General features: G+C 75.3%; 11 protein-coding genes. 4 read left to right on the top strand and 7 right to left on the bottom strand.

Annotated elements, in window-relative coordinates; all coding sequences use genetic code 11:
- Positions 1 to 97 precede the first annotated feature (97 nt).
- From PUR61_RS38155 to PUR61_RS38130, 6 genes are all read right to left on the bottom strand, one after another.
- A complete protein-coding gene (locus PUR61_RS38155) occupies positions 98 to 4,792 on the bottom strand; it encodes a condensation domain-containing protein (RefSeq protein ID WP_329884347.1) in 4,695 nt (1,564 codons plus the stop codon).
- Positions 4,792 to 8,277 carry an amino acid adenylation domain-containing protein gene (locus PUR61_RS38150; RefSeq protein WP_329884346.1) on the bottom strand — a complete coding sequence of 1,162 codons (3,486 nt, stop codon included), beginning with the start codon at positions 8,275 to 8,277 and terminating at the stop codon, positions 4,792 to 4,794. The genes PUR61_RS38155 and PUR61_RS38150 overlap by 1 nt, the downstream gene beginning before the upstream one ends.
- Before the next feature lie 3 nt (positions 8,278 to 8,280).
- A complete protein-coding gene (locus PUR61_RS38145; RefSeq protein WP_329884344.1) occupies positions 8,281 to 8,502 on the bottom strand; it encodes an MbtH family protein in 222 nt (73 codons plus the stop codon).
- A gap of 80 nt (positions 8,503 to 8,582) precedes the next feature.
- Positions 8,583 to 10,820 carry an amino acid adenylation domain-containing protein gene (locus PUR61_RS38140; protein WP_329884342.1) on the bottom strand — a complete coding sequence of 746 codons (2,238 nt, stop codon included), beginning with the start codon at positions 10,818 to 10,820 and terminating at the stop codon, positions 8,583 to 8,585.
- Positions 10,817 to 11,593, bottom strand: coding sequence for a thioesterase II family protein (locus PUR61_RS38135; protein ID WP_329884338.1), 777 nt, complete (start codon positions 11,591 to 11,593; stop codon positions 10,817 to 10,819). The genes PUR61_RS38140 and PUR61_RS38135 overlap by 4 nt, the downstream gene beginning before the upstream one ends.
- Positions 11,590 to 12,747 (bottom strand): thioesterase domain-containing protein, encoded by a 1,158-nt coding sequence (locus tag PUR61_RS38130; protein WP_329884336.1) that lies wholly within the window; start codon positions 12,745 to 12,747, stop codon positions 11,590 to 11,592. The genes PUR61_RS38135 and PUR61_RS38130 overlap by 4 nt, the downstream gene beginning before the upstream one ends.
- Positions 12,748 to 12,991: 244 nt before the next feature.
- Here PUR61_RS38130 and PUR61_RS38125 point away from each other — a divergent pair, with 244 nt between their 5' ends.
- From PUR61_RS38125 to PUR61_RS38110, 4 genes are all read left to right on the top strand, one after another.
- On the top strand, positions 12,992 to 13,987 hold the full coding sequence (locus PUR61_RS38125; RefSeq protein ID WP_329884334.1) for a TauD/TfdA family dioxygenase: 996 nt from the start codon (positions 12,992 to 12,994) through the stop codon (positions 13,985 to 13,987).
- Between the two features lie 432 nt (positions 13,988 to 14,419).
- Positions 14,420 to 16,339 carry an ABC transporter ATP-binding protein gene (locus PUR61_RS38120; protein ID WP_329884332.1) on the top strand — a complete coding sequence of 640 codons (1,920 nt, stop codon included), beginning with the start codon at positions 14,420 to 14,422 and terminating at the stop codon, positions 16,337 to 16,339.
- Positions 16,332 to 18,122 (top strand): ABC transporter ATP-binding protein, encoded by a 1,791-nt coding sequence (locus tag PUR61_RS38115; protein WP_329884330.1) that lies wholly within the window; start codon positions 16,332 to 16,334, stop codon positions 18,120 to 18,122. The genes PUR61_RS38120 and PUR61_RS38115 overlap by 8 nt, the downstream gene beginning before the upstream one ends.
- Entirely contained in the window at positions 18,119 to 19,486 is a 1,368-nt protein-coding gene (locus PUR61_RS38110; protein WP_329884328.1) for a helix-turn-helix domain-containing protein, read from the top strand. Before PUR61_RS38115 ends, PUR61_RS38110 begins: the two co-directional genes overlap by 4 nt.
- A gap of 118 nt (positions 19,487 to 19,604) precedes the next feature.
- Here PUR61_RS38110 and PUR61_RS38105 read toward each other — a convergent pair whose 3' ends face one another.
- Positions 19,605 to 20,528, bottom strand: a complete 924-nt coding sequence (locus PUR61_RS38105) for an aminoacyl--tRNA ligase-related protein (RefSeq protein WP_329884327.1) — start codon at positions 20,526 to 20,528, stop codon at positions 19,605 to 19,607.
- Positions 20,529 to 20,601 lie beyond the last annotated feature (73 nt).

Genomic DNA, 20,601 nt, shown 5'->3' with positions numbered 1-20,601 from the left:
CGGCGCGGTGGCCCGGGGACGGCGGGCGGGGACGGGCCGGGGCCGGCACCGACGTGATGTCGGTGCCGGCCCCGCGGCCGTGCCGTCCCCCGCGGCGTCAGAGATCCGCAGCGCGGAGCCCGGTGACCGCCTCCCACAGCATCCGGGGCGTCCGGAACATGTCGACGACCTGGAAGTCGTCGGGGAAGACGATGTCGTAGAGCTGCTCGATGGCGACCATCAGGCCGACGGTGGCCATCGAGTTCAGACCGATGTCGGCGAGCGGCACGTCCGGTTCGAGCGCGCCCTCGTACGACGCGCCGGCCAGTACCTCGCGCAGGAGGTCGGCGAAGCCGTCGTCCCAGGGCAGTTCGTCCGGCCCGTCGGCGGGCGGCGCGGCGGACGGCTCGGGCAGACGGTCCGGGTCGACCGTGCCGGACCCGGTGAGCGGCCACTCGTCGACCACGACCAGCGCGTCCGGGATGAGGTGGCGCGGCAGCCTGCGTTCGGCGAGCGCCCGGCGCACCTCGTCCGGCGCGAACTCCTCGGTCACGGTGCGCACGTACCCGATCAGCCGCGGTCCGGCAGGCCCGGGCGCCTTCGCCGGCTCCGGGTCCTGGCGGGCCGGGTCCTGACGGACCACCACCCGGCAGTCCCGCACCGAGGGGTGCAGTCCGAGCAGTTCCGCGGTCCGGTGCGGGCCGCCGACCGGGCCGAGCGGCTCCAGCCGCCCGCTGCGGCCGAGCCGGGCCAGCCGGCCCGTGCGGTGCGGTCGCCCGCCGTCGGTGTCCGCGTCCGGGTCGTCGACGCAGAGCTCCCCCACCACGCCGACCGGCACCCGGCGCTGCCGGTCGTCGGCGACCCGCAGGGCCAGGCCCGGCACCGGCCTGCCGTCGAAGGCCACCGGGCCGAGCAGCCCGTCGGCGTCCAGGACCTCGATCACCCGGGCCCGGGAGCGCAGACCGGCCGCCGGGGCGGGGCCGGCGTGGACGTCGCCGCCGAGGAGGACGGTGACCGGCCGCGGGGCCGGGTCGAGCACGCGTTCCGCGACCAGCGGGGTCGTCCACAGGTGCGTCACCCGCCCGCCCGCGATCAGCTCCCGCATCTCGGGGACGGCGTCGGGCAGCGGGGCGGAGGTGAGGACGGCGCAGGCCCCGGAGGTGAGCGCGGCGAGCACCTCGACCAGCCCGGCGGCGGTCACCGGCGGTGCGGCGCAGAGCCAGGACGAGCCCCGGCCGCTGCCCGCCCCGCGCGCGTCGAGTTCGGCGTGGACCCGCTGCAGGGCGCGGGCCAGGGAGCGGTGCGTCACGGCCGTTCCGGGGGCGCCGGGCAGGACGCAGGCGGTGTCCCCGGGGATCACCGCGGGCTGCGCGAGGACGGGCAGGACGGGCAGGGCGGGGCCGCCTGAGTCGTCCGGGGCGAGGCCGAAGGAGGCGCCCAGACGCCAGACGGCGAGCACCGCGGCGACCGTGTCGGGCCCCCGCTCGGGCGCGACCGCGACCAGCGAGCCCGGACCGACGCCGCGCTCGCGCAGGCCCCGGGCGATCTCCTCGGCCCTGGCGTCGAGCTGCCGGTAGCCGGTCACCCGGTCGCCGTAGCGGAGCGCGGGGTCGTCCGGGTGCGCCGCCAGCACCCGGGCGAAGGCCCCGGTGACGCTCGCCGCACGCTCGTCCGTTCGCTCGTCCGTTCGCTCGTCCGTCCGCTTCGCCGTGCGCCCGGTGTGCTCCGTACGGTCCAGGACCCGCAGGCTCTCCCGCTCGCGCGCCGGCAGGCAGTCGGCGCGGGCGTCCCCCTCCGGTCCGAGGGACATCCGCTCCAGCACCGTCCGGTAGAGGGCGGTGAGCCGGACGGCGGCGGCCCGGCTCAACCGGTGGCTGGTCGTGTTGAGCTTGAGGATCCCCGAGATGGTGAAGACGTGCAGCGCGAACTCGTTGTCGTTGTCGTTGTACGTCGCGTCCTCGTCGAGCAGGCTCCTGTCGACCTGGCGGAAGTCCAGGTAGTTGAAGAACACGTCCAGCAGCCGGCCGCCGGGGCCGAACTCCTGCTGGATGACCTGCATCGGGAAGACCCGGTGCGGCCAGAGCCCGGTCAGTCCGTCGTAGACCGCCTTGACCAGCCCGCCCCAGGTGAGCGCCCCGGTGGGCATGGCGAACGGCAGCGTGTTGAGGTACATGCCGAGGACCCGGTCGGCGCCCAGGACCTCGGGCCGCGCGTCGCAGACCAGTCCGGTGTAGAAGTCCTCGGTGGCCACGACCGCGCTCATGACCTTCATGTGCGCGGCCAGCAGCACGGCCTTCATCGACGTGCCGGTCTCGCTCGCCAGCCGGCGCAGGTCGTCCTCCAGGTCGCGGAAGTCCAGCATGTGCTGGTACCGCTCGCGGGCGAGCGCCCGGTCGCCCTGCCAGGCGGTCGGCAGGGCGGTGCCGGTCCGGCCCTCGACCACGCCGCGCCAGAAGGCGCGGTGCTCCTCGGACTCGCGCGCCGCCGCCTCGGCGGCGACGTAGTCCGCGTACCGGAAGGCCACCGGCTCGGGCTCGGCGGGGGTGCGGCCCGCGCGCAGCTCGTAGTAGCCGGTGAGGATCTCCATCAGCATCGTGTGGAAGCTGAAGCCCTCCAGAATGGGGTGGCACTCCGTGATGGTGATCCACCACTCCTTGGCGTCCTCGGCGCGGTGGCCGTGGACGCGGATCAGCGGCGCGGCGGCGATGTCCATCGGGTTGCGGCGCTCGCCGGCCGCGTACTCCTCCAGCGCCGGCCGCCAGCCGCCCGGTCCGAGGACGCCGTGGTCGGTGACGCCGACGTCGATCAGGGCGGCGCGGTGCACCAGTTGGAGGGGCACCGAGTACCGGTTCAGGTCGAAGCCGGTCCGCAGGACCTCGTGCCGGTCGACGACCAGCTGGGTGGCCCGCCGGAGCGCGGCGTGGTCCAGCGGCTCCTCGTCGCGGACCAGGTAGGAGGTGGTGTCCTGGTAGGTGTTGACGTCGGGCCGGGCCCGCAGCTCGATGAGCATGCCGAGCTGGGTCGCCGTCAGCGGGTAGGCGTCCACGGCGTCGGGCGGCAGGGCCGCGCGGTCCTCCGGGGACAGCTGGGCGAAGGGGGCGACCCGGACGGGGAGGTCGGGCCCGGTGCCGGAGGTCTGCTCCGCGCACCACTCGGCCAGTTCCTCGATGCTCTGGTAGGCGAAGATGTCGGTGGCCGACACCTCCAGGCCCTCCGCGCGCAGCCGGCCGGACAGCGCCACGGCGCGCAGCGAGTCGCCGCCGACGTCGAAGAAGTTGTCCTGCGGGCCGACGGCGTCCAGTTCCAGGACCTCGGCCCAGATCCGGTGCAGCGTCGCGGCCAGGGCGGCCGTGGCGCGGGTCCCGCCCGGGGCCGGCCCCGGACCGTCCGGTTCCGTGCCCGGTGCGGTGGCGGTGCCCGGTCCGGCGGCCCGGTCCGGGGCGGCCGGCCTGCCGGCGGGGAGCGGCGCGAGGGGCTCGCGCACCAGCGCGTCGAGCAGCGGTTCCCAGGCCGCGGCCCAGCCCTGCACGGTGGCCTCGTCGAGCACCGCCGCGGCGTACTCCAGCCGGACGACGAACCGCCCGTCGTCGGTGGCGGCGACGTGCATGTTGAGGTCGAACTTGGCGTCGGGCGCGACGCCGGAGCCGGTCCGCTCGACCGTCAGGCCGGGCAGCCGGAAGCCGCCGTCCTCCCCGGCCGCCTCCATGTCGAAGGCGGCCTGGAACAGCGGGTTCTCGTCGAGGCCGCGAGCCGGGTTCACCTCGTCGACGACCCGCTTGAACGGGACGAACCGGTGGTCGAAGGCGTCCAGGACGCCCGCCCTGATCCGGGCGACCAGGTCGGTGAAGGTCTGCCCGGCGGTGTGCCGCGACCGGACCACGACGGTGTTGACGGTGTAGCCGAGGAGCCCGTCCAGATCGGGCGTCCGGGTCGAGACCGGGAGCCCCACCACCACGTCGTCGCTGCCGGTCAGCCGGGCGAGCATCACGTGGTACGCCGCCAGCAGCACCATGAAGGGGGTGGCCCGGTTGGCTGCGGCGAGCGCGCGGACGCGGTCGGCGGTCTCCGGGGCGACCGTCAGGTCGACGAGGCCGCCGCGGCGGTCGGCGCGGGCCAGCCGCGGCCGGTCCAGCGGCAGCGGCACGTCCCGGACGTCCCCGAGCGCGTCCCGCCAGTAGTCCAGGTGCCTGCGGAGCGCCGCGTCCGTCGTGCGGCCCTGTTCCCACACCGCGAAGTCGGCGTACTGGACGGGCGGTTCGTCGAGGCCCGACGGCGTGCCGGCGCTCTCCTCCCCGTAGAGCGCGGCCAGCTCCGCCACGATCACCTGGTAGGAGTCCTCGTCGGCCGCGATGTGATGGATGCTGACGACCATCAGGTGGAGTTCCGGGCCGGCCCCGATCACGGTGACCCGGACCGGCTGGTGCCTGGCCAGGTCGAAGGGCCGGCGCCGTTCCCACTCGGCGATCTGCCCGGCGCGCTCCTCACGGGTCGCGGCCGGCTCGTCCGCCAGGTCGACCACGCGCAGGGCGAACGGCCCGGGTGGGTCGACGAGTTGGCAGGGCTCGTCGTCGATCTGCTGGTAGCGGGTCCGGAGGATCTCGTGGCGGGTCACCAGCCGTTCCCAGGAGCGGCGCAGCGCCTCGGTGTCCAGCGGCCCGGAGAGCCGGAGCGTCCAGGTCATCAGGTAGGCCCGGCCGGTGGGGGCGAACTGGTGCAGCAGCCACATCTGCTGCTGGCCGGAGGAGAGCGGCAGCGGACGGCTCCGGTCCGCCGGTTCGATGGTCCGCCTTCCCCGGGACGGTGCGGCCGCCATCAGGTGTCCTTCCCTGTCGAGTCGCCCTGCCGGTCGGGGGTGCCGTCGGACTCCCGGAGGAGTTCCTCGACCTCCCGGGCGAGGTCGGTGGCCGTGGGCCGGTCGAAGAAGGCGCGCATCGACACCTCCACGCCGAAGGCGGTCTGGATGTTCCACAGCAGGCGGGCCGCGAGCAGCGAGTTGCCGCCGTGCGTCATGAAGTCGTCGTCGGGGCCGGCGTCGGGCAGTTCCAGCAGCTCGCGGACGAAGCCCAGGATCGTCTCCAGCCCGGCGGCGGCCGTCCCGTCCGCGGCCGTCCCGTCGGCCTCCGCCACGTCCGGCACCTCCGCCGTCTCCGTCAACTCCGGCACCTCCGTCACCTCCGGTTCGTCCAGGCCGGCCGCGCCGACCGTCAGGGCCGGGTCGGCGGCGAACCGCTCGGCCAGGTCGCGCAGGCGCCCGGCGAGGCCGGTCGCCACCGCCTCGTCGTAGAGCGCGGAGGAGTACTCCAGGGCTCCCCCGTAACTGCCGTCGGGGTACGGCCAGAGCGTGAGCGCCAGGTCGGTGCGGGACACCGTCCAGGCCCGGCCGAGCAGTTCGAGGTCGCGCTCGCGCGGGACCTGACCGATCCCGTCGTCGCCGGTCAGGGCGAACAGGTTCTGGAACAGCGGGGTCCGGGAGAGGTCGCGGGCCGGGGCGACCGCCTCGGCGACGGCCTCGAAGGGCGCCGCGTGCCGGGCGAAGGACTCCCGGCAGGTCTGCTCGACCACGGCCACCGCCTCCTCGAAGGGCAGGTCCGGGGTGAGCCGGGGCCGCAGGACCACGGTGTTGAGGAACAGGCCGACCAGGTCGTGCAGCTCCGGGCGGATCCGCCCGGCGTGCGGGGAGCCGGTCCCGAAGTCCCACTGGCCCGCGGCCCGCGCGAGCGCGACCGTCCAGAGCGTCAGGAAGACCACGTACGGGGTCGCGCCGGTCCGGCGGCCGAGCGCGAGAAGCGCCTCGACGGACGGCGCGGGCAGGTCGACGACGACCCCGGTGCCGTCGATGCCGCGCCGGTCGGCGCGTTCGCGGGCGGTGGGCAGCTCCAGCGCGGGCAGGTCGGCCAGCGTTTCGCGCCAGTAGGCGAGTTGCTCCTCCAGCAGGTCGTCGGTCAGCTGGGCCCGGAGCCAGGCGGCGGCGTCGACGTAGCGCAGCGCGGGCTCCGGCAGGACCGGCTCACGGCCCTCCCCGAGCGCGGAGACCGTCGCACGCAGCTCCTGTTCGAGCAGCCGGGAGGACCAGCCGTCGCCGACGATGTGGTGGCAGACCAGCAGCAGCAGTTGCTCCGGCCCGCCGTCCCGCAGCAGCGCGGCCCGCAGCAGCGGCGCGGACGCCAGGTCGAAGCCCTCGCCGAGCTGTTCGGCGACGAGACCGTCGACCCGGTCGGGGGTGGTCTCGACGGTGCGCAGCTTGACCGGGGCCGCGTCCGCCGGCTCGACGACGGCGGCCAGGCCCCGGCCGTCCATCACGTAGCGGGTGCGCAGCACCTCGTGCCGCTCCACCAGCCGGGCCAGCGCGTCCTCGACCAGGTCGGCGGGCACCTCGGCGGGCAGCCAGAGCAGGATCGGGAGGAGGTACTCGCGGCTCCGGGGGGACATCCGGTCGAGGACCCAGAACCGTTCCTGCGCGTGGGTGAGCGGCAGCCGGGCGCCGGGCGGCAGCGCCTCGATCGGCTGCGCCGCGGAGGCCCGGGACAGCAGTTCGGCCTGCTGCCGCACGGTCGACGCGTAGTGCAGGTCACGCAGCGGGACGTCCAGACCGGAGGCCCTGGTGAGTCCGGCGGCGAGCCGGGTCAGCATCAGCGAGTGGCCGCCCAGGCGGAAGAAGTCGTCGTCGGGCCCGATCCCGTCGGTGTCGAGCAGTTGCCGCCAGGCCGCCAGCACGATCCGCTCCTCGGCGGTCTGCGGGGCCGGGGCGGCGGGGCCCGGCGCCGACGACCAGTCGGGCTCGGGCAGCCGGGCCCGGTCGGTCTTGCCGCTGGTGGTCCGGGGGAAGGCGTCGGTCTCGGTGACCAGGGCGGGGACGAGGGCCGGGGGCAGCCGGTCGCGCAGGTGGGCGACGAGGTCCTCGGCGGCGCCGGTCCGCGAGGTGACCACCCAGGCCACCAGGCGCCGGGTGCCGTCGGGCCCGTCGACCGCCCGGACGGCGGCCTCGACCACCTCGGGGTGGGTCTCCAGGGCCGCCTCGACCTCGCCGGGTTCGATCCGGACGCCGTTGACCTTCAGCTGGTCGTCGATGCGGCCGGCGAACTCCAGGGCGCCGTCCGGGCGGCGGCGGACGAGGTCGCCGGTGCGGAACATCCGGGCGCCGGGCGGCCCGGCGGGGTCCGGCAGGAAGCGTGTCGCGGTGCGGGCCGGGTCCCCGTGGTAGCCGCGGGCGACGCCGGGGCCGCACAGGTAGAGCTCGTACAGCGGATCACCGTCCCCGGCGGCGGTGTCCCCGGCGGGGGCGTCCCCGCCGTTCTCGCCGTCCCCGGGCGGGAGGAGGAGCACGCGGGCGTTGTCGATGGGCTCGCCGATCGGAACGGCCCCGGTGAGCTGCGCGCGGTCGAAGCGCTGTGCCAGGGCGTCGATGGAGCACTCGGTGGGCCCGTAGGTGTTCCAGATCTCCACGTCGACCCGGTCGAGCACGCGCCGGCAGAGTTCGGCGTGCAGCGGCTCGCCCGCCGAGCAGACGGTCCGCAGGGTCGTGCAGGAGTCCAGGCCGGGCTCGGCGGCCAGCAGGCGCAGCATGGTGGGGACGACCTGTACCACGGTGGCCCGCTGTTCGCGGATCGAGGCGACGAGTTCGGCGGGGTCGCGGCCCGCGTCGGGGCGGCCGAAGGTCACCGGGGCGCCGCAGACCAGCGGGCCGAAGATCTCCCAGCCGGCCGCGTCGAAGGTGAGCGGGGTCTTCTGCAGGACCCGGTCGTCGGCGCCGAGGCCCAGGGCGCGGACGCCCCAGCACACGCGGTTGGCGATGCCCGCGTGGTCCACGACGACGCCCTTGGGGGCGCCGGTGGAGCCGGAGGTGAAGATCACGTAGGCGGCCCGGTGCCCGGTGGCGGGCAGGGGCGGGGTGTCCGGGTCCCCGGCGTCGAGCAGGTCGTCGACCAGGTGGGCGGCGGTCGACGGGGCGAGTTCCGCGCCCCGTCCGGACCAGGTCCGGTCCACGACGGTGAGGTGCGCACCCGCCGCCTCGACGACCCGGCGCAGCCGCCCGGGCGGGGCGAAGGGGTCGAGCGGCAGGTAGCAGGCACCGGCCAGCCAGACGCCGAGCAGTGCCTCGACCAGCTGCGGCCCGGGGGCCATCAGGACGGCGACGACGGACTCGGGTCCGGCGCCGAGCCCGGCGAGGGCGCCGGCGACCCGCCGGGCCGAGCGCTCCAGCGCGCCGTAGGAGAGCCCGTCGGTCCCGGCGACGACCGCGGGGGCGTCGGGGTGTTCCCTGGCGCGGGCCAGGAAGAGCTCCGGCAGCAGGCGGTTCATCGGCTACCTCGCCTCGCTCTGCGCGGTGGGCCGGCCGCCGCGGGCACCGAGCGGACGCAGGTCCGTCCAGACCGCGGTGATGTGCGCCAGGCACTGCCGCCGGTCGCCGGTGAAGCCGGCGGCCCGCCAGCCCTCCGGCGGTCGGCGGTCCGCGTCCCAGATCGAGTACTGCTCCTCCTGGTTGACCACTACTTGGTACGTCCTGTCCGCAGCCGTGTCGCTCACCGGATCCTGCTTTCCTGAGTGCTTCGGGTACGTGGGGTGGCGGGTCGCGGGCCGGCGGGGGCGGCGCGACGCCGCGCGGGTCAGAGGCCTGCCTGGAGCGCGCGGGTGTCGACCTTGCCGTTCGCGGTCAGCGGGATCTCCGGGACGATCCGGACCTCGGCGGGGACCATGTACGCGGGCAGGTCCCCGGCCAGGTCGGCCCGCACCCGGGCGACGTCGACGGCGGCGCCCGCCTCGGGCACCAGGAACGCCGCGAGCCGCTGGGCCCCCGACGGCCCGGGGACGGCGATCACCACGGCCTCGACGATCTCCGGGCGCCGTTGCAGCACGGCCCGGATCTCGCCGGGCTCCACCCGGTAGCCGCGGATCTTCACCTGGTGGTCGGTGCGGCCGAGGAACTCCAGCTCGCCCCGGCGCCAGCGGCCGCGGTCGCCGGTGCGGTACAGGCGCGATCCCGGTGGCCCGTAGGGGTCGGGCAGGAAGCGCTCGGCGGTGAGTGCGGGCGCTCCGAGGTACCCGCGGGCCACCCCCGCCCCGCCGACGTACACCTCGCCGGGAACGCCCTCGGGGACGGGTTCGAGCCGGTCGTCGAGGACGTACATCGTGGTGTTGGGGATGGGCCGGCCGAGCGGCACGAGCCCGTCGTCCGGGAGTTCCGTGGTCACCTGCCCGGAGTTGCCGACGGTGATCTCGGTCGGGCCGTACTCGGTGGCCACCGGGGTGCCGCCGGGGCCGGCCAGGTCGTGCCAGCGGCGGGCCAGGTCGGTCGGGAAGGCGTCTCCGGCGGCGATCACCAGCCCGGCCAGACCGTGCGCCTCCTCGGGTTCGAGGTCCGTGCTGAGCAGGTTCAGGTGGCCCGGCGTCATCTTGATGAAGCTGTAGGGCGCACCGTCGACCAGGAGCGCGCCGAGGTCGGCGGGGTCGAGCGGGTCGGGCAGCAGGTCGACCCGCTGTCCGACGACCAGCGGCGTGTACAGGCTCGGCACGCCCAGGTCGAAGCCGATCGAGCTGAAGTGCGGGGACCCGCCGGTGCCCCGGGCGGCGTACTCCAGGGCCGTCCAGAGCACGTAGTTGGCGAGTCCGGCGTGGTGCACCATGACGCCCTTGGGCGCGCCGGTCGACCCGGAGGTGTAGATGACGTACGCCAGGTGGGCCGGTCCGGAGGGGATGTCGACGGGGTCCGGGGACAGCGCGTCGATCTCCGTGCGCTCCCGGTCGAGCAGGACGAACGCCTCGTCACCCAGGCCCTCGGAACCCAGGCCCTCGGGACCGGAGCCTTCGGGACCGGAACCCTCGGCCGCCGGGCCCTCGGCGGCGGGGCGGTCGAACAGCGGGCGGTGCTCGGAGCGGGTCACCACCAGCGGGCACCCGGCGGCGGCGACCATGCCGCGCAGCCGCTGGGCGGGCAGGTCGGGGTCGAGCGGGAGGTACGGCGCGCCGCTCTTCCAGACGCCGAGGAGCGTCGGCAGCAGGTCCTCCCCGTGCCGCAGGCAGACGCCGACGAGCGTCTCGGGCCGCGCGCCTCGGGCGAGCAGGTGCCGGGCGATCCGGGTGGACCGCAGGTCGAGTTCGCGGTAGCTGAGCGTCCGTCCGTCGGCGCGGACGGCGGGCGCGTCGGGCGTCCGGGCCGCCTGGCGCCGGAAGAGTTCGAGGACGCCGACGGGTTCGCGCGGAACGCTCCGGCCGAGCGCCCAGCGGCGCAGCACGGCGTGCCGTTCGCCGTCCGGCAGGACGGCGGCCACCGCGTCACCCTCCGGCGCCCCCGCCATCGCCTCCAGGACGCGGCGGTACATGACGGCCAGCCGGTCCAGTTCGGCTGCGGCCAGGTAGCCGTCGGCGTGCAGCACCAGGGTCCGGCCGTCGACGCCGACCCGCAGGCCGTGGCGGCGGGCCGGGTCGGCCGGGTCGTCCGGCTTGCCGAGGTCGGCGGCGTCGGCCGCGAACAGCACGTGGTCGGCGGGACCGGCCGCCCCGCCCTCCGGTCCGGCGGCGGGCCGCACCGCGCGCAGGGCCGTCCCGACCAGCCCGACCAGCTCCCGCCAGGTCCGCGCGGCACCGGGCCGCACGGTGAGGCTGTGCGGGCCGGGACCGTCCCCGGCCGGGAGCACGTCGGTGCTGAACTCGGCCTCCTCGACCAGGGTGTTCAGGACCTTGACGTGGGCCGCGGCGGGTACCGCGACCGGGTCGGCCCCGGCCGTGGCGGCGAGCGCGTCCAGGGCGGCGGCCAGGTCGTCGTAGCGGACCTCGGCCCGGTGGGCCGTCGCCCCGTCCCGGTCGGTGCGCCACGCACTGGGCAGTCTGACGTCTCCGGCGCTCACGCCTCGCCCTCCAGGTCCAGCAGCCGTCGTGCGATCCGCCCGATCAGGGGGCCCGCGTCGTTGAGGATGTAGTGACCCGCGTCCAGCAGGTGCAGCGTGAACTCGCGGCTCGTCTCGGTGCTCCAGGCGGCCATCGACGAGGCGCTCACGAACTCGTCGCGGCGACCGCCGACGACGGTGACGGGCAGGTCGAGCGGCGGGCCCGGGGTGTACTCCAGGGTCTCGACGATCTGGTAGTCGGCCCGGAGGATCCGCTCGAACATGGCCATCAGGTCCTGGTCGCCCAGGACCTGTTCGGCCATGCCGCCGTACTTGACGACCCGCGCCAGCAGTTCGGCGCGGGGCAGCCGGTGCAGCGGCGGGTCCTCGACCGTCCGCACCCGCGGTCCCTCCGCGGAGGAGACCACCAACTCGACCGGGGCCGGTGCGCCGACGGCGGCGAGCCGGCGCACCAGCTCGGTGGCCGGCACACTGCCGGAGCAGTGGCCGACCACCGCGTACGGCAGGTCGAGCAGCGGGGTCAGGTGCGGCAGGAGGTCGTCGATCAGGGCGTGCCCGTCGGTGAGCAGGGCCTCCCGCATCCGGTTCTCGCGCCCGGGCGGCCGGACCGCGCAGAGGTCGACCTCCGGCGGCAGGTGGTCGAGCCAGGGTTTGAACGCGGCGGCGCCGGCGCCGACGTGCGGGAAGCAGAAGATCCGCAGCGCGGGGCGCTCCGGGGGCCTGAGCCGGGCGATCACCCGGTTCGCCGCTGCACTCGTGGTACCGCCGTTCATACGTCGAGCGCCTTCCTCATCGTCTCGGCCACCTGCGGGTCGTGGATGACGGCCAGGGGGGATTCGAGCCCGTGGTCGAGCCGGTGGACGTCCGGCGGCCGGGCCGCGCCCGCCCACGCCCGCTCCGCCGGATGCGGGTCCGGGCCGTCCAGGAACAGCAGCGCCCGCCCGTCGTACGGCTCGTACGCGTGGGCCCGGACGGCCGACGCGAGCCGGGCCCAGGCCAGTTGGAGCCGGGGGAGGTCGCCGGGCCCCACCGTCCCGTCGTACCACTCCTCCTCGGCGATCCGGTCGTGGATCTCGGCGAGGCTCTCGCCCCCGGTGAGCCCGAACCGTCCGGCGAGCAGGGCCAACCGCCGGCCGAGCAGGTCGTCGGGTCCGGCGTCCGGCTCGCCCGGCGCCGGCCCGGCGGGCGGCGCGACCAGGGCCAGCAGCGCCACCTCGGCGCCCGAACCGCGCAGCCTGCGGGCCAGTTCGAGGGCGACCACCGCGCCGAGGCCGAAGCCGGCCAGCCGGTAGGGCCCGTCGGGCCGGCGCCCGCGCAGGTCCGCGAGCAGCCGCTCGGCGACCTCCCCGACGCTCCCGAACGGCGGGATCGGGCCGCGGGCGCCCGGGAGGGCGTACCCGTGGGCGGCCCGGCCACCGGTCCACCGGGCGACCGCCGCGCGCTCGGCCCGGACGTGACGGTCGGAATGCACCACGAACAGCGGCGCGGCCGGGTCGCCCTCGGTTATCGGCTCCGGCCGGACGTCCGCCGCGGTCCAGCTCGGCGCGGACACCGCGGCGGCGGCCCCGGGGTCGAGGGCGAGGGCGCGCGGCGGGCCGGTCGGTGTGCCGCCCGCGCCGGGGCCGCCGAGGGTCAGGTGCTCGGCCAGCCGGGCCGGCGTCGGGTGGCGCAGCGCCGCCGAACTCCGGACCCGGAGGCCGCGTTCCCGGGCGGCGGCCACGATCGTGGTGATCGCGAGCGAGTCGCCGCCCAGGTCGAAGAAGTCGTCGTACGGCGAGACCCGGTGCCCGAAGTGCGCGCTCCAGAGCTCGCACAGCAGGCGCTCGACGGCACGGCAGCCGAGCGGGTCCGCGGTGTCCGCGCGGCCGGCACGGCGGCCGTCCGCCGGTGGGGGCGGAGGTATTCGGGTCCGAAAGTTCGGCTGCACGGCAAGGCTCCGTCTCCTGGATCGGGCTTGTCGGAAAGCTTGGTTTCCGCGCCCGCCCCAGGACAGGCATCCGGCAGGCAAGTTACCCGCCCCCAATTGCCGGTTGGCTGCCTGGAGACCGTGCGACGTGGCGGGAAAGAATCGCCGTCGGGTCGCCGCACGGCGATTGTGTATTCCGCGGCGACTCTCATCCGAGAGGACAGGCCCCGGTCGCCTCAAGGGTATTCCGACGAGGAGAACCAGCGTGACCTCAACCATGGCGAGCACCAATACCGACCACCGCGGAGACACCTCCGTACTCGAACTCACCGGCGGCGAGCGGGCCGAGCTGGAGTCGCTGGCCCAGCAGCTGGCGCGCACCGGCCCGGGGCTGGTGGACGATCCCGGCTGGCAGGCCACGGCCCGCGAGGAGAGCTGCCGGCTGCCCGGCCGGCTGAGCCGGGCGGTCCGGGCGTTCCGGCACGACGCCGGGGACGCCGGCACCCTGACGATCAGCAACCTCCCGATGCCGGCGGAGCCGCTGCCGCCCACCCCGACCGTGCCCGACTCCGTGGAGCGCCGGACCACCGTCCCGGCCGCCCTGGCCGTCCTGCTCGGCAGCGAGCTCGGGACGGTGATCGCCTACCGGGACGAGAAGTTCGGCGCGCTGGTCCAGAACGTCGTCCCGGTGCCGGCGCTCGCGGGCTCCCAGAGCAACGGCGGATCGGTACAGCTGGAGTTCCACACGGAGAACGCCTTCCACCCCCACCGTCCCGACTACGTCGGGCTGTTGTGCCTGCGCCCGGCGCACGAGGACCAGGTCGGCACCCAGGTCGCCTCGATCCGGCGCGCCCTCCCGCTGCTGGACGAGGAGGCGCTGACCGTCCTGCGGGAGGCGCGCTTCATGACCGAGGCACCGCCGTCCTTCCACGCGGTGGGGCTCTCCAGCCCGCACCCGGTGCTCGGCGGCGCGCCCGAGGACCCGGACATCTGCGTCGACTTCCACGCCACCCGGGCCCTGGACGAGCGCGCCGAGAAGTCCCTGGCGCAGCTGCGCGAGGCGCTGGTCGAGGTGCGGTCCGACGTGGTGCTCCGCCCCGGTGACATGATCTTCGTCGACAACCGGCTGGTCGTCCACGGGCGGGTCGCGTTCTCACCCCGCTACGACGGCAACGACCGGTGGCTGCACCGCGTCTTCGTCCACCTGGACCACCGTCGCAGCCGCCGGCACCGCCCCGACAACGGGGCCGTGCTGACCTGACGGTTCCGCCGGGGCCGGGGTCCCCCGCCGGCGCCGGGGCGGGGTCCCGGCCCGCCCCGGTCCCGGCGGGCCCGCCCCGACCACGGCGAATAGCCGTTCCATACCGGCCCCATACCGCCTCCGAATCAGGCGTCCCTAGGTTCGGTACCGCCGGAGGACCACCGGTACCGCCCACCCGGGCGCACCCCGGCCGGACCCCCGGCCGGACCGCGGGCGGCACCGGGCGGTGCGGCGCCCCACCGGTCGCCCCGACGGCCTCCGGGGCGCCGCACCGCCGCGTCCTCGCGACCCGTCGCAGCGGGGACCGCGGACCGGGCACCGCGTCCGGACCCCGTCCCCCGGCTCCGCCAGGCTCCCCACCTGTTCGACCCTCCTCAACCGGCTCCTCCGCCAGCCACGCGACCGTCGACAGACAGGAAGAGTGCTCACCCCATGGCCGTCCTGCGCATCCCCCTGAAACGAAGGCCCAGGCTCTCGCCGACCATCCACGGGATCTTCAACCTCCTGCGCCTGCTGCCCCGGGTCAACCGGGCCAAGGCCGTCCTGGGGGCGTTCGGCGTGCTGGTGTCCGCGGTGCTTCCGGTGGCGGTCGCCGTGGTGACCGGTCTGCTCATCGGCTCGATCGGCGCGACCCTCGACGCGGGGCTCTCCTCCCCCGCCGGGCACCACACGATCGTCCTGCTGGCCGTCTCCGGGGGGCTGGTGCTGGTCCAGCAGACCCTCGCGCCGCTGCTGACCGCGCTCGGCGAGACCCTCGGCCGCGAGGTCGACCGGGAACTCCAGCAGCGGGTCATGGCGGCCGTCGGCCGGCCGGAGGGGACGGCCCACCTGACCGACCCGCACGTCCTGGACACCCTGCGGGTCGTCCGGGGCCTCGGGATGGCCGAGACCGACCGGCCGAGCCAGGCGGTGGCCGCCCTCGCGGTGGTGCTGCCGGCGTGGCTGCGCGCCGTGACCGCGGCGATCACCCTGCTGGCCTTCCAGTGGTGGGTGGGTCTGATGTGGCTGGCGGCCTGGCCGCTGGTCGTGCACTTCATGCAGCGCGAGTACTTCCGGGTCGGCCGCGTCGGCTTCGGCCGCAGCGCCCTGCTGCGCCAGGCCGAGTACCTGCGGGACCTGGTGCTCACCCGGCCCGCCGCCAAGGAGGTCCGGCTGTGGGGCCTGCTGGACTGGCTCCTCGAACGCTTCGCCCGGTCCTGGCAGGAGGCGACCGAGCCGGTCTGGCGGGAACGCAAGCCGCGGCCGCGCGTGGTGCTCGGCGCCACCGGGACGATCGCGCTCGTCAACCTGGTCTCGTACGGCGTGCTGGCCTGGGCGGCCGTGCACCACGACATCGGCCTCGGCAGCGTCGCCGTCTTCACCCAGGCGCTGGCGCTGGCCAACAACTACACGGCGTTCGACGACAACAACGCCTACCTCTCGTTCGCCGGCGCCGCCGTCCCCCAGGTCCTGGGTCTGGACGAGCGGCTCTCCGCTTCCTCCGGCGCGGCGCAGCCGCGGCACGCCGAGCTCCCCGCCGCCTTCCCCGCCGACCGGATCAGCTTCTCCGGGGTCCGGTTCCGCTACCCCGGGACGGACCGGGAGGCGCTGCGCGGCGTCGACCTCGACATCGCCGCCGGCCGTTCGCTGGCCATCGTGGGCGACAACGGCGCCGGGAAGAGCTCGCTGGTCAAGCTGCTCTGCGGCCTGCACACGCCGACCGGGGGCACCATCCGGGTCGACGGCCACGATCTGGCGGAACTCGACACGGCGCTCTGGCGCAGCCGGATCGGCGTGCTGTTCCAGGACTACGCCCGCTACCACCTGACGGCGGCGGAGAACATCGGCATGGGCGCGCCGCGGTTCGCCGGCGACCGGGACCGGCTGCGCGAGGCGGCGGACCGCGCGGGCGCGCTCGCCCTGATCGAGGGGCTCCCGAACGGCTGGGACACCGTGCTGTCGCCCGAGTACACCGGCGGCACCGACCTCTCCGGCGGGCAGTGGCAGCGGATCGCCCTGGCCCGGGCCATGTTCGCGGTGGACGCCGGTGCCCGCGTGCTGATCCTGGACGAGCCGACCGCGGCGCTGGACGTCCGGGCCGAGGCGGAGATCTACGAGCGGTTCCTCGAACTCACCGCCGGACTGACCACGATCCTGATCTCGCACCGCTTCTCCACCGTCCGGTGCGCGGAGCGGATCATCGTCCTCGACGACGGCGTCGTCGCCGAGGACGGCACCCATGACGAACTCCTGGCCCGGCGCGGGCGCTACGCGGCGATGTTCGACATCCAGGCGGCCCGCTTCGCCGACCCGGAACAGGGCGGGGAAGCCGGCATCGAGCTCCGGACCGCAGCGGAGGCGGGACATGCGTAAGTCATTCCAGGCGTTCCGGGAGCTGATGCGGATCGGCTTCGGCGCGGCCCCGTGGCACGCGGCGATGCAGTTCCTCACCGGCATCGTCTTCGAGATCTCCGTCCCGATCGGCGGCCTCGGCGCCAAGATGATCGTGGACGCGGCGGTCTCCGAGGACCTGCGGCTGGGACTCGGCGCGGCCGTGATGCTCGGCATCACCGTCGCCGCCGCGCTGACCTCGGTCTTCTACTACGTGCACTGCCTCTTCACCGTCCAGGAGCGGGCGACGGCCGTCGCCAGCCGGCGGCTGATGCGGCTGATCGGCGGGGCCGAGGGCCTGGCCCACTACGAGTACCCCGAGTACCTGGACCAGGTGCAGCGGATCCGGGAGCAGCAGTTCCAGCTGTCCGGCATGGTGAACGCCACCGCCGGTGTGCTGCGGGTCGGGGCGACCCTGACGGTCACCGCGATCCTGCTGGCCGGGGTGGACCCGCTGCTGCTCTGCCTCCCCGTGCTCACCGTGGTGTCGTTCTGGCTCGGCAAGCGAAGCCGCGACCTGACCGTCCGGGCGCAGGAGGCGACCAGCGAGCGGGAGCGGCTGCGCGCCCACCTGTTCGAGCTGGGCACCTCCACGAACGCGGCGGGCGAACTGCGGGTCTACGGCCTGACGGACCTGCTGGGCACGCGCCACCACCGGACCTCGGGGGCCGTCGTCGGCGAGCGCAACCGGGCCAGCTGGAAGGGCGCCGGCCTGCAGTCACTGGACGCGCTGATCTCCGCCGCCGGGTACGTCGGCGCCATCTCGCTCGCCCTGGTGCTGGCCGTCCGCGGCCACGCCACGGCCGGTGACGTGGTGCTGGTGCTCGGCCTGGCCGCGCAGCTGAGCGCCACCGTCGGCACGGCGGTGCGGTACGGCACCTACTTCCTCGTGGTGATCCGGGTCGGCCAGCGCCTGGTCTGGCTGCAGGACTACGTGGCGGGCGAGCGGCGCGCGCCCGCCGAGCCCGCCCGGCTGCCGGCCACCCTGAGCCGCGGCATCGAGCTGCAGGACGTCGGCTTCGCGTACCCGGGTTCCGAGGAAGGCCGCGGTGTCCTGGACGGGGTCAGCCTTCGGCTGCCGCCGGGCGCGGTGGTCGCCGTGGTCGGGGACAACGGCGCGGGCAAGACCACGCTGATCAAGCTGCTCTGCGGCTTCTACCGGCCCGGCTCCGGGCGGATCCTGGTCGACGGCGTGGACCTCGCCGACTGTGACACCGCCGAGTGGCGGGCCAGGTGCTCGGCCGCCTTCCAGGACTACGCCAAGCTGGAGTTCCCCGTCCTGGAGACGGTGGGCATCGGCGACCTGCCCCGGATCGAGGACCGGCGGGCCGTGGGCGCGGCCCTGGAACGGGCGGACGCCACCGGCGTCGTCGAGGGTCTGCCGGAGGGCCTGGACACCCGGCTCGGTACCCGCTGGGACGGCGGCACGGAGCTGTCCGGCGGCCAGTGGCAGCGGCTCGCGCTGGCCCGCGGACTGATGCGGACCGAACCGCTGATCGCCGTCTTCGACGAGCCGACCGCCGCGCTGGACGCACACACCGAGAACGCGCTGTTCGAACGCTTCGCCGCCGCCGCACGGGCCGGCCGGGAGCGAAGCACCGTCACCCTCCTGGTCTCCCACCGGTTCTCGACCGTGGGCATGGCCGACCTGATCATCGTGCTCGACGGCGGAAAGGTCAGGGAACAGGGCAGCCACCGGGAGCTGATGGACCGGGGCGGGCTCTACGCCGAGCTCTTCGAACTTCAATCCCGGGGGTACCGATGACACTCGAATACACCCACGAACGCACGCTGCTGGGCGGCCCGCTCCCGGCGTGGGACTCCCGGCTGATCGCGGCGCTGAGGATCCAGCGCGGCTGGACCCAGGAGGAGCTCGCGGAGTACTCCGGCCTGAGCGTGCGCACCATCAGGAACCTGGAGCTCGGCCGGGTGCAGAACCCGCGCCGCTCCTCGGTCGACCTGCTGGTGAACGCGCTCGGCGTGGCCGACGAGCAGCGGCCGAGCCCCGAGAGCCACGACCACGCGCGGTGGCGGGGCCTGCCGGGGCCGGACCCGGCCCCGGTCGTCGGCAGCCCCGCCGTCCAGCAGCAGCTCGCGAACACCGTCCGGGCCAACCGGCTGACCACGTTCCTGGGACCGGGCGGGGTCGGCAAGACCCGGATGGCGCTGAGCGTGGCCGCCCAGGTCAGCCACTTCTTCCGGGACGGCGTGGAGGTCGTGGAGCTCGGCGACATCAGGGCCGAGCGCCCCGGGGAGGAACAGACCGCCGAGGTCCTGCACCGGGTGCGGAGGCAGCTGAGCCGGGGGCGTCCGGCGGGCCGGGCCGGCGCCCCCGGCGGCCACGGCAGCGGCGGCGGCACGGGAAGCGGCGGCGGGCCCGGATCCGGGCCCGCCGCCGCGGCCGGGATCGAGGCCGAGACCAACGTGCTCCTCGTCCTGGACAACGCCGAGCACATCCCGGCCGGCGTCATGGCGGCCACCCGGGAGCTCCAGGCCACCCGCCCCGGCGTGCACATCCTCATCACGACGCGCCGCCGGCTCACCGAACGGCTGGGCGCCAACCGGGACATCCAGCCGCTGCCGCTGGAGCAGGCGCCCGGCGAGCCGCTCTCCGCGGCGCCGGCCGTCGAGCTGTTCCTGCGGCACGTCGGCACGGAGTCCCGGGCCGCCGCCGAGCTGGAGAAGGACCTGCCGCTCATCGCCGAGCTGTGCCGGCGGCTCGGCGGCCTGCCGCGCTACATCGAGTTCGCCGCCGAGTGCCTGCGCGCCGTCCCGATCCGCCTGATGCTCTCGTACGGGCCCACGCCGGAGATGCTCTGGTCCAACGACCACGCGCTGCTGCGCCACCAGCGGTCGGTGACCGACTCCATCCGGTGGAGCATCGACCTCCTCAGCGACGACCACCGGGTCCTGCTGGAGCGGATCGCCGCCCTGCCCGCACGGCGGTTCGTCCTCGACGAGGTCACCGCCGAGTACGACCGGCTGGGTCGGGGCACGTCACCGAACCCGCTCACCCTGGTCTCGGACCTGCTGGACACCTCGCTGCTGCTGCCCGAGCCGGCCCACCACTACCACTACCGGCTGGCCCCGTTCGTCGCCGAGGTCCTGCAGCGCGGCGGCCGGGCCTGAGCTCCCCCCGGGCCCGCCGGTTCCTCCGGGGCCCGGCTCCACGAGGCCCGCGACCTGCACCGGGGCCCGGTGGTCCGGCGGTACGCCGCCCGACCACCGGGCCCCTTCCGGTGCCGGCTCAGCCGAAGTCGGGCCAGTCGTCGAGGTTGTCGCCGTGCGCGTGGATCAGCGCGGAGAGGGTCCGTTCGAGGCCGAAGGCCATGCAGGAGCTGTGCGCCGGCCCCTCCCCCGCGAAGTCGATCGCGAACCGCTCGCCCAGGTGCTCCTTGTGGCAGTTGGCGGAGGCGATCGCGGTGCCCGGGTCACCGTCGCGGACCGGCGCGTGGAACTCGTACTTGAGGTTCTGCTGGAGCTGGCTGGAGCGCATGAACCGGTCTCCGGGGCCGAAGAACGGGTCACTGGCGACCTCGACGGCGACCTTCAGGCCGAGCCGGGCGAACAGCGCCTCGCAGCGGGCGATCCAGGCGTCCCGCCACTCCCACGCCTCGTCCTGGCCGGCGACCACGACGAACTCGCGCATCCGGAAGGCCCGGAAGCGGCCGTACTCGCTGGTCGCCTCGTGGCGGTAGCAGTGGCCGACCGCGTCGAAGAAGCGGGCCTCCTCGATGGTGCCGTCCGCGATCTGCGGATAGACGCTGTAGCAGACGGCCGGCGCCAGCACGACGTCCGTCTCCGCCCGCGATCCGGGCGCCCGGTCGGCGGCCCGGCCCTCCTCGGACGCCCCGCCGACCCGCAGGGCGTGCACGGTGCCGAGCAGTTGCGGGAAGGACTCGGCGTACTCGGCGCGGTCGATGTTCGCGCGGGGGACGACCGGCGGGTACCAGGCCGGGCCCGACGAGGCCGAGGGGTCGACCGCGGTCAGCTCCGTCTGGAGCCGGGTCAGTACCGACTCGAACTTCGCGGTGAAGCCCAGCAGTCCGGGTACCCCGGTGGGCAGCACCCAGCCGGCCGCGGTCAGCTGCTCCAGCCGGTCCGGCGCGCCGCCGTCGGGGCCCTCGGTGCCGGGTGCGCCGAGCCCGTGCCCGGCGATCGTGGTTGCCATCGTGAGAGTCACGCTCCTTTGGGAATGCGCGGGGTGCGCGGAATGCGCGGGGTGCACCGGGTGCGCGCGGTGC

It is taken from the genome of Streptomyces sp. BE20 (assembly GCF_036322525.1).
In the GTDB taxonomy this organism is placed as follows: domain Bacteria; phylum Actinomycetota; class Actinomycetes; order Streptomycetales; family Streptomycetaceae; genus Kitasatospora.
This window is presented reverse-complemented; position numbering and strand designations above follow the sequence as displayed.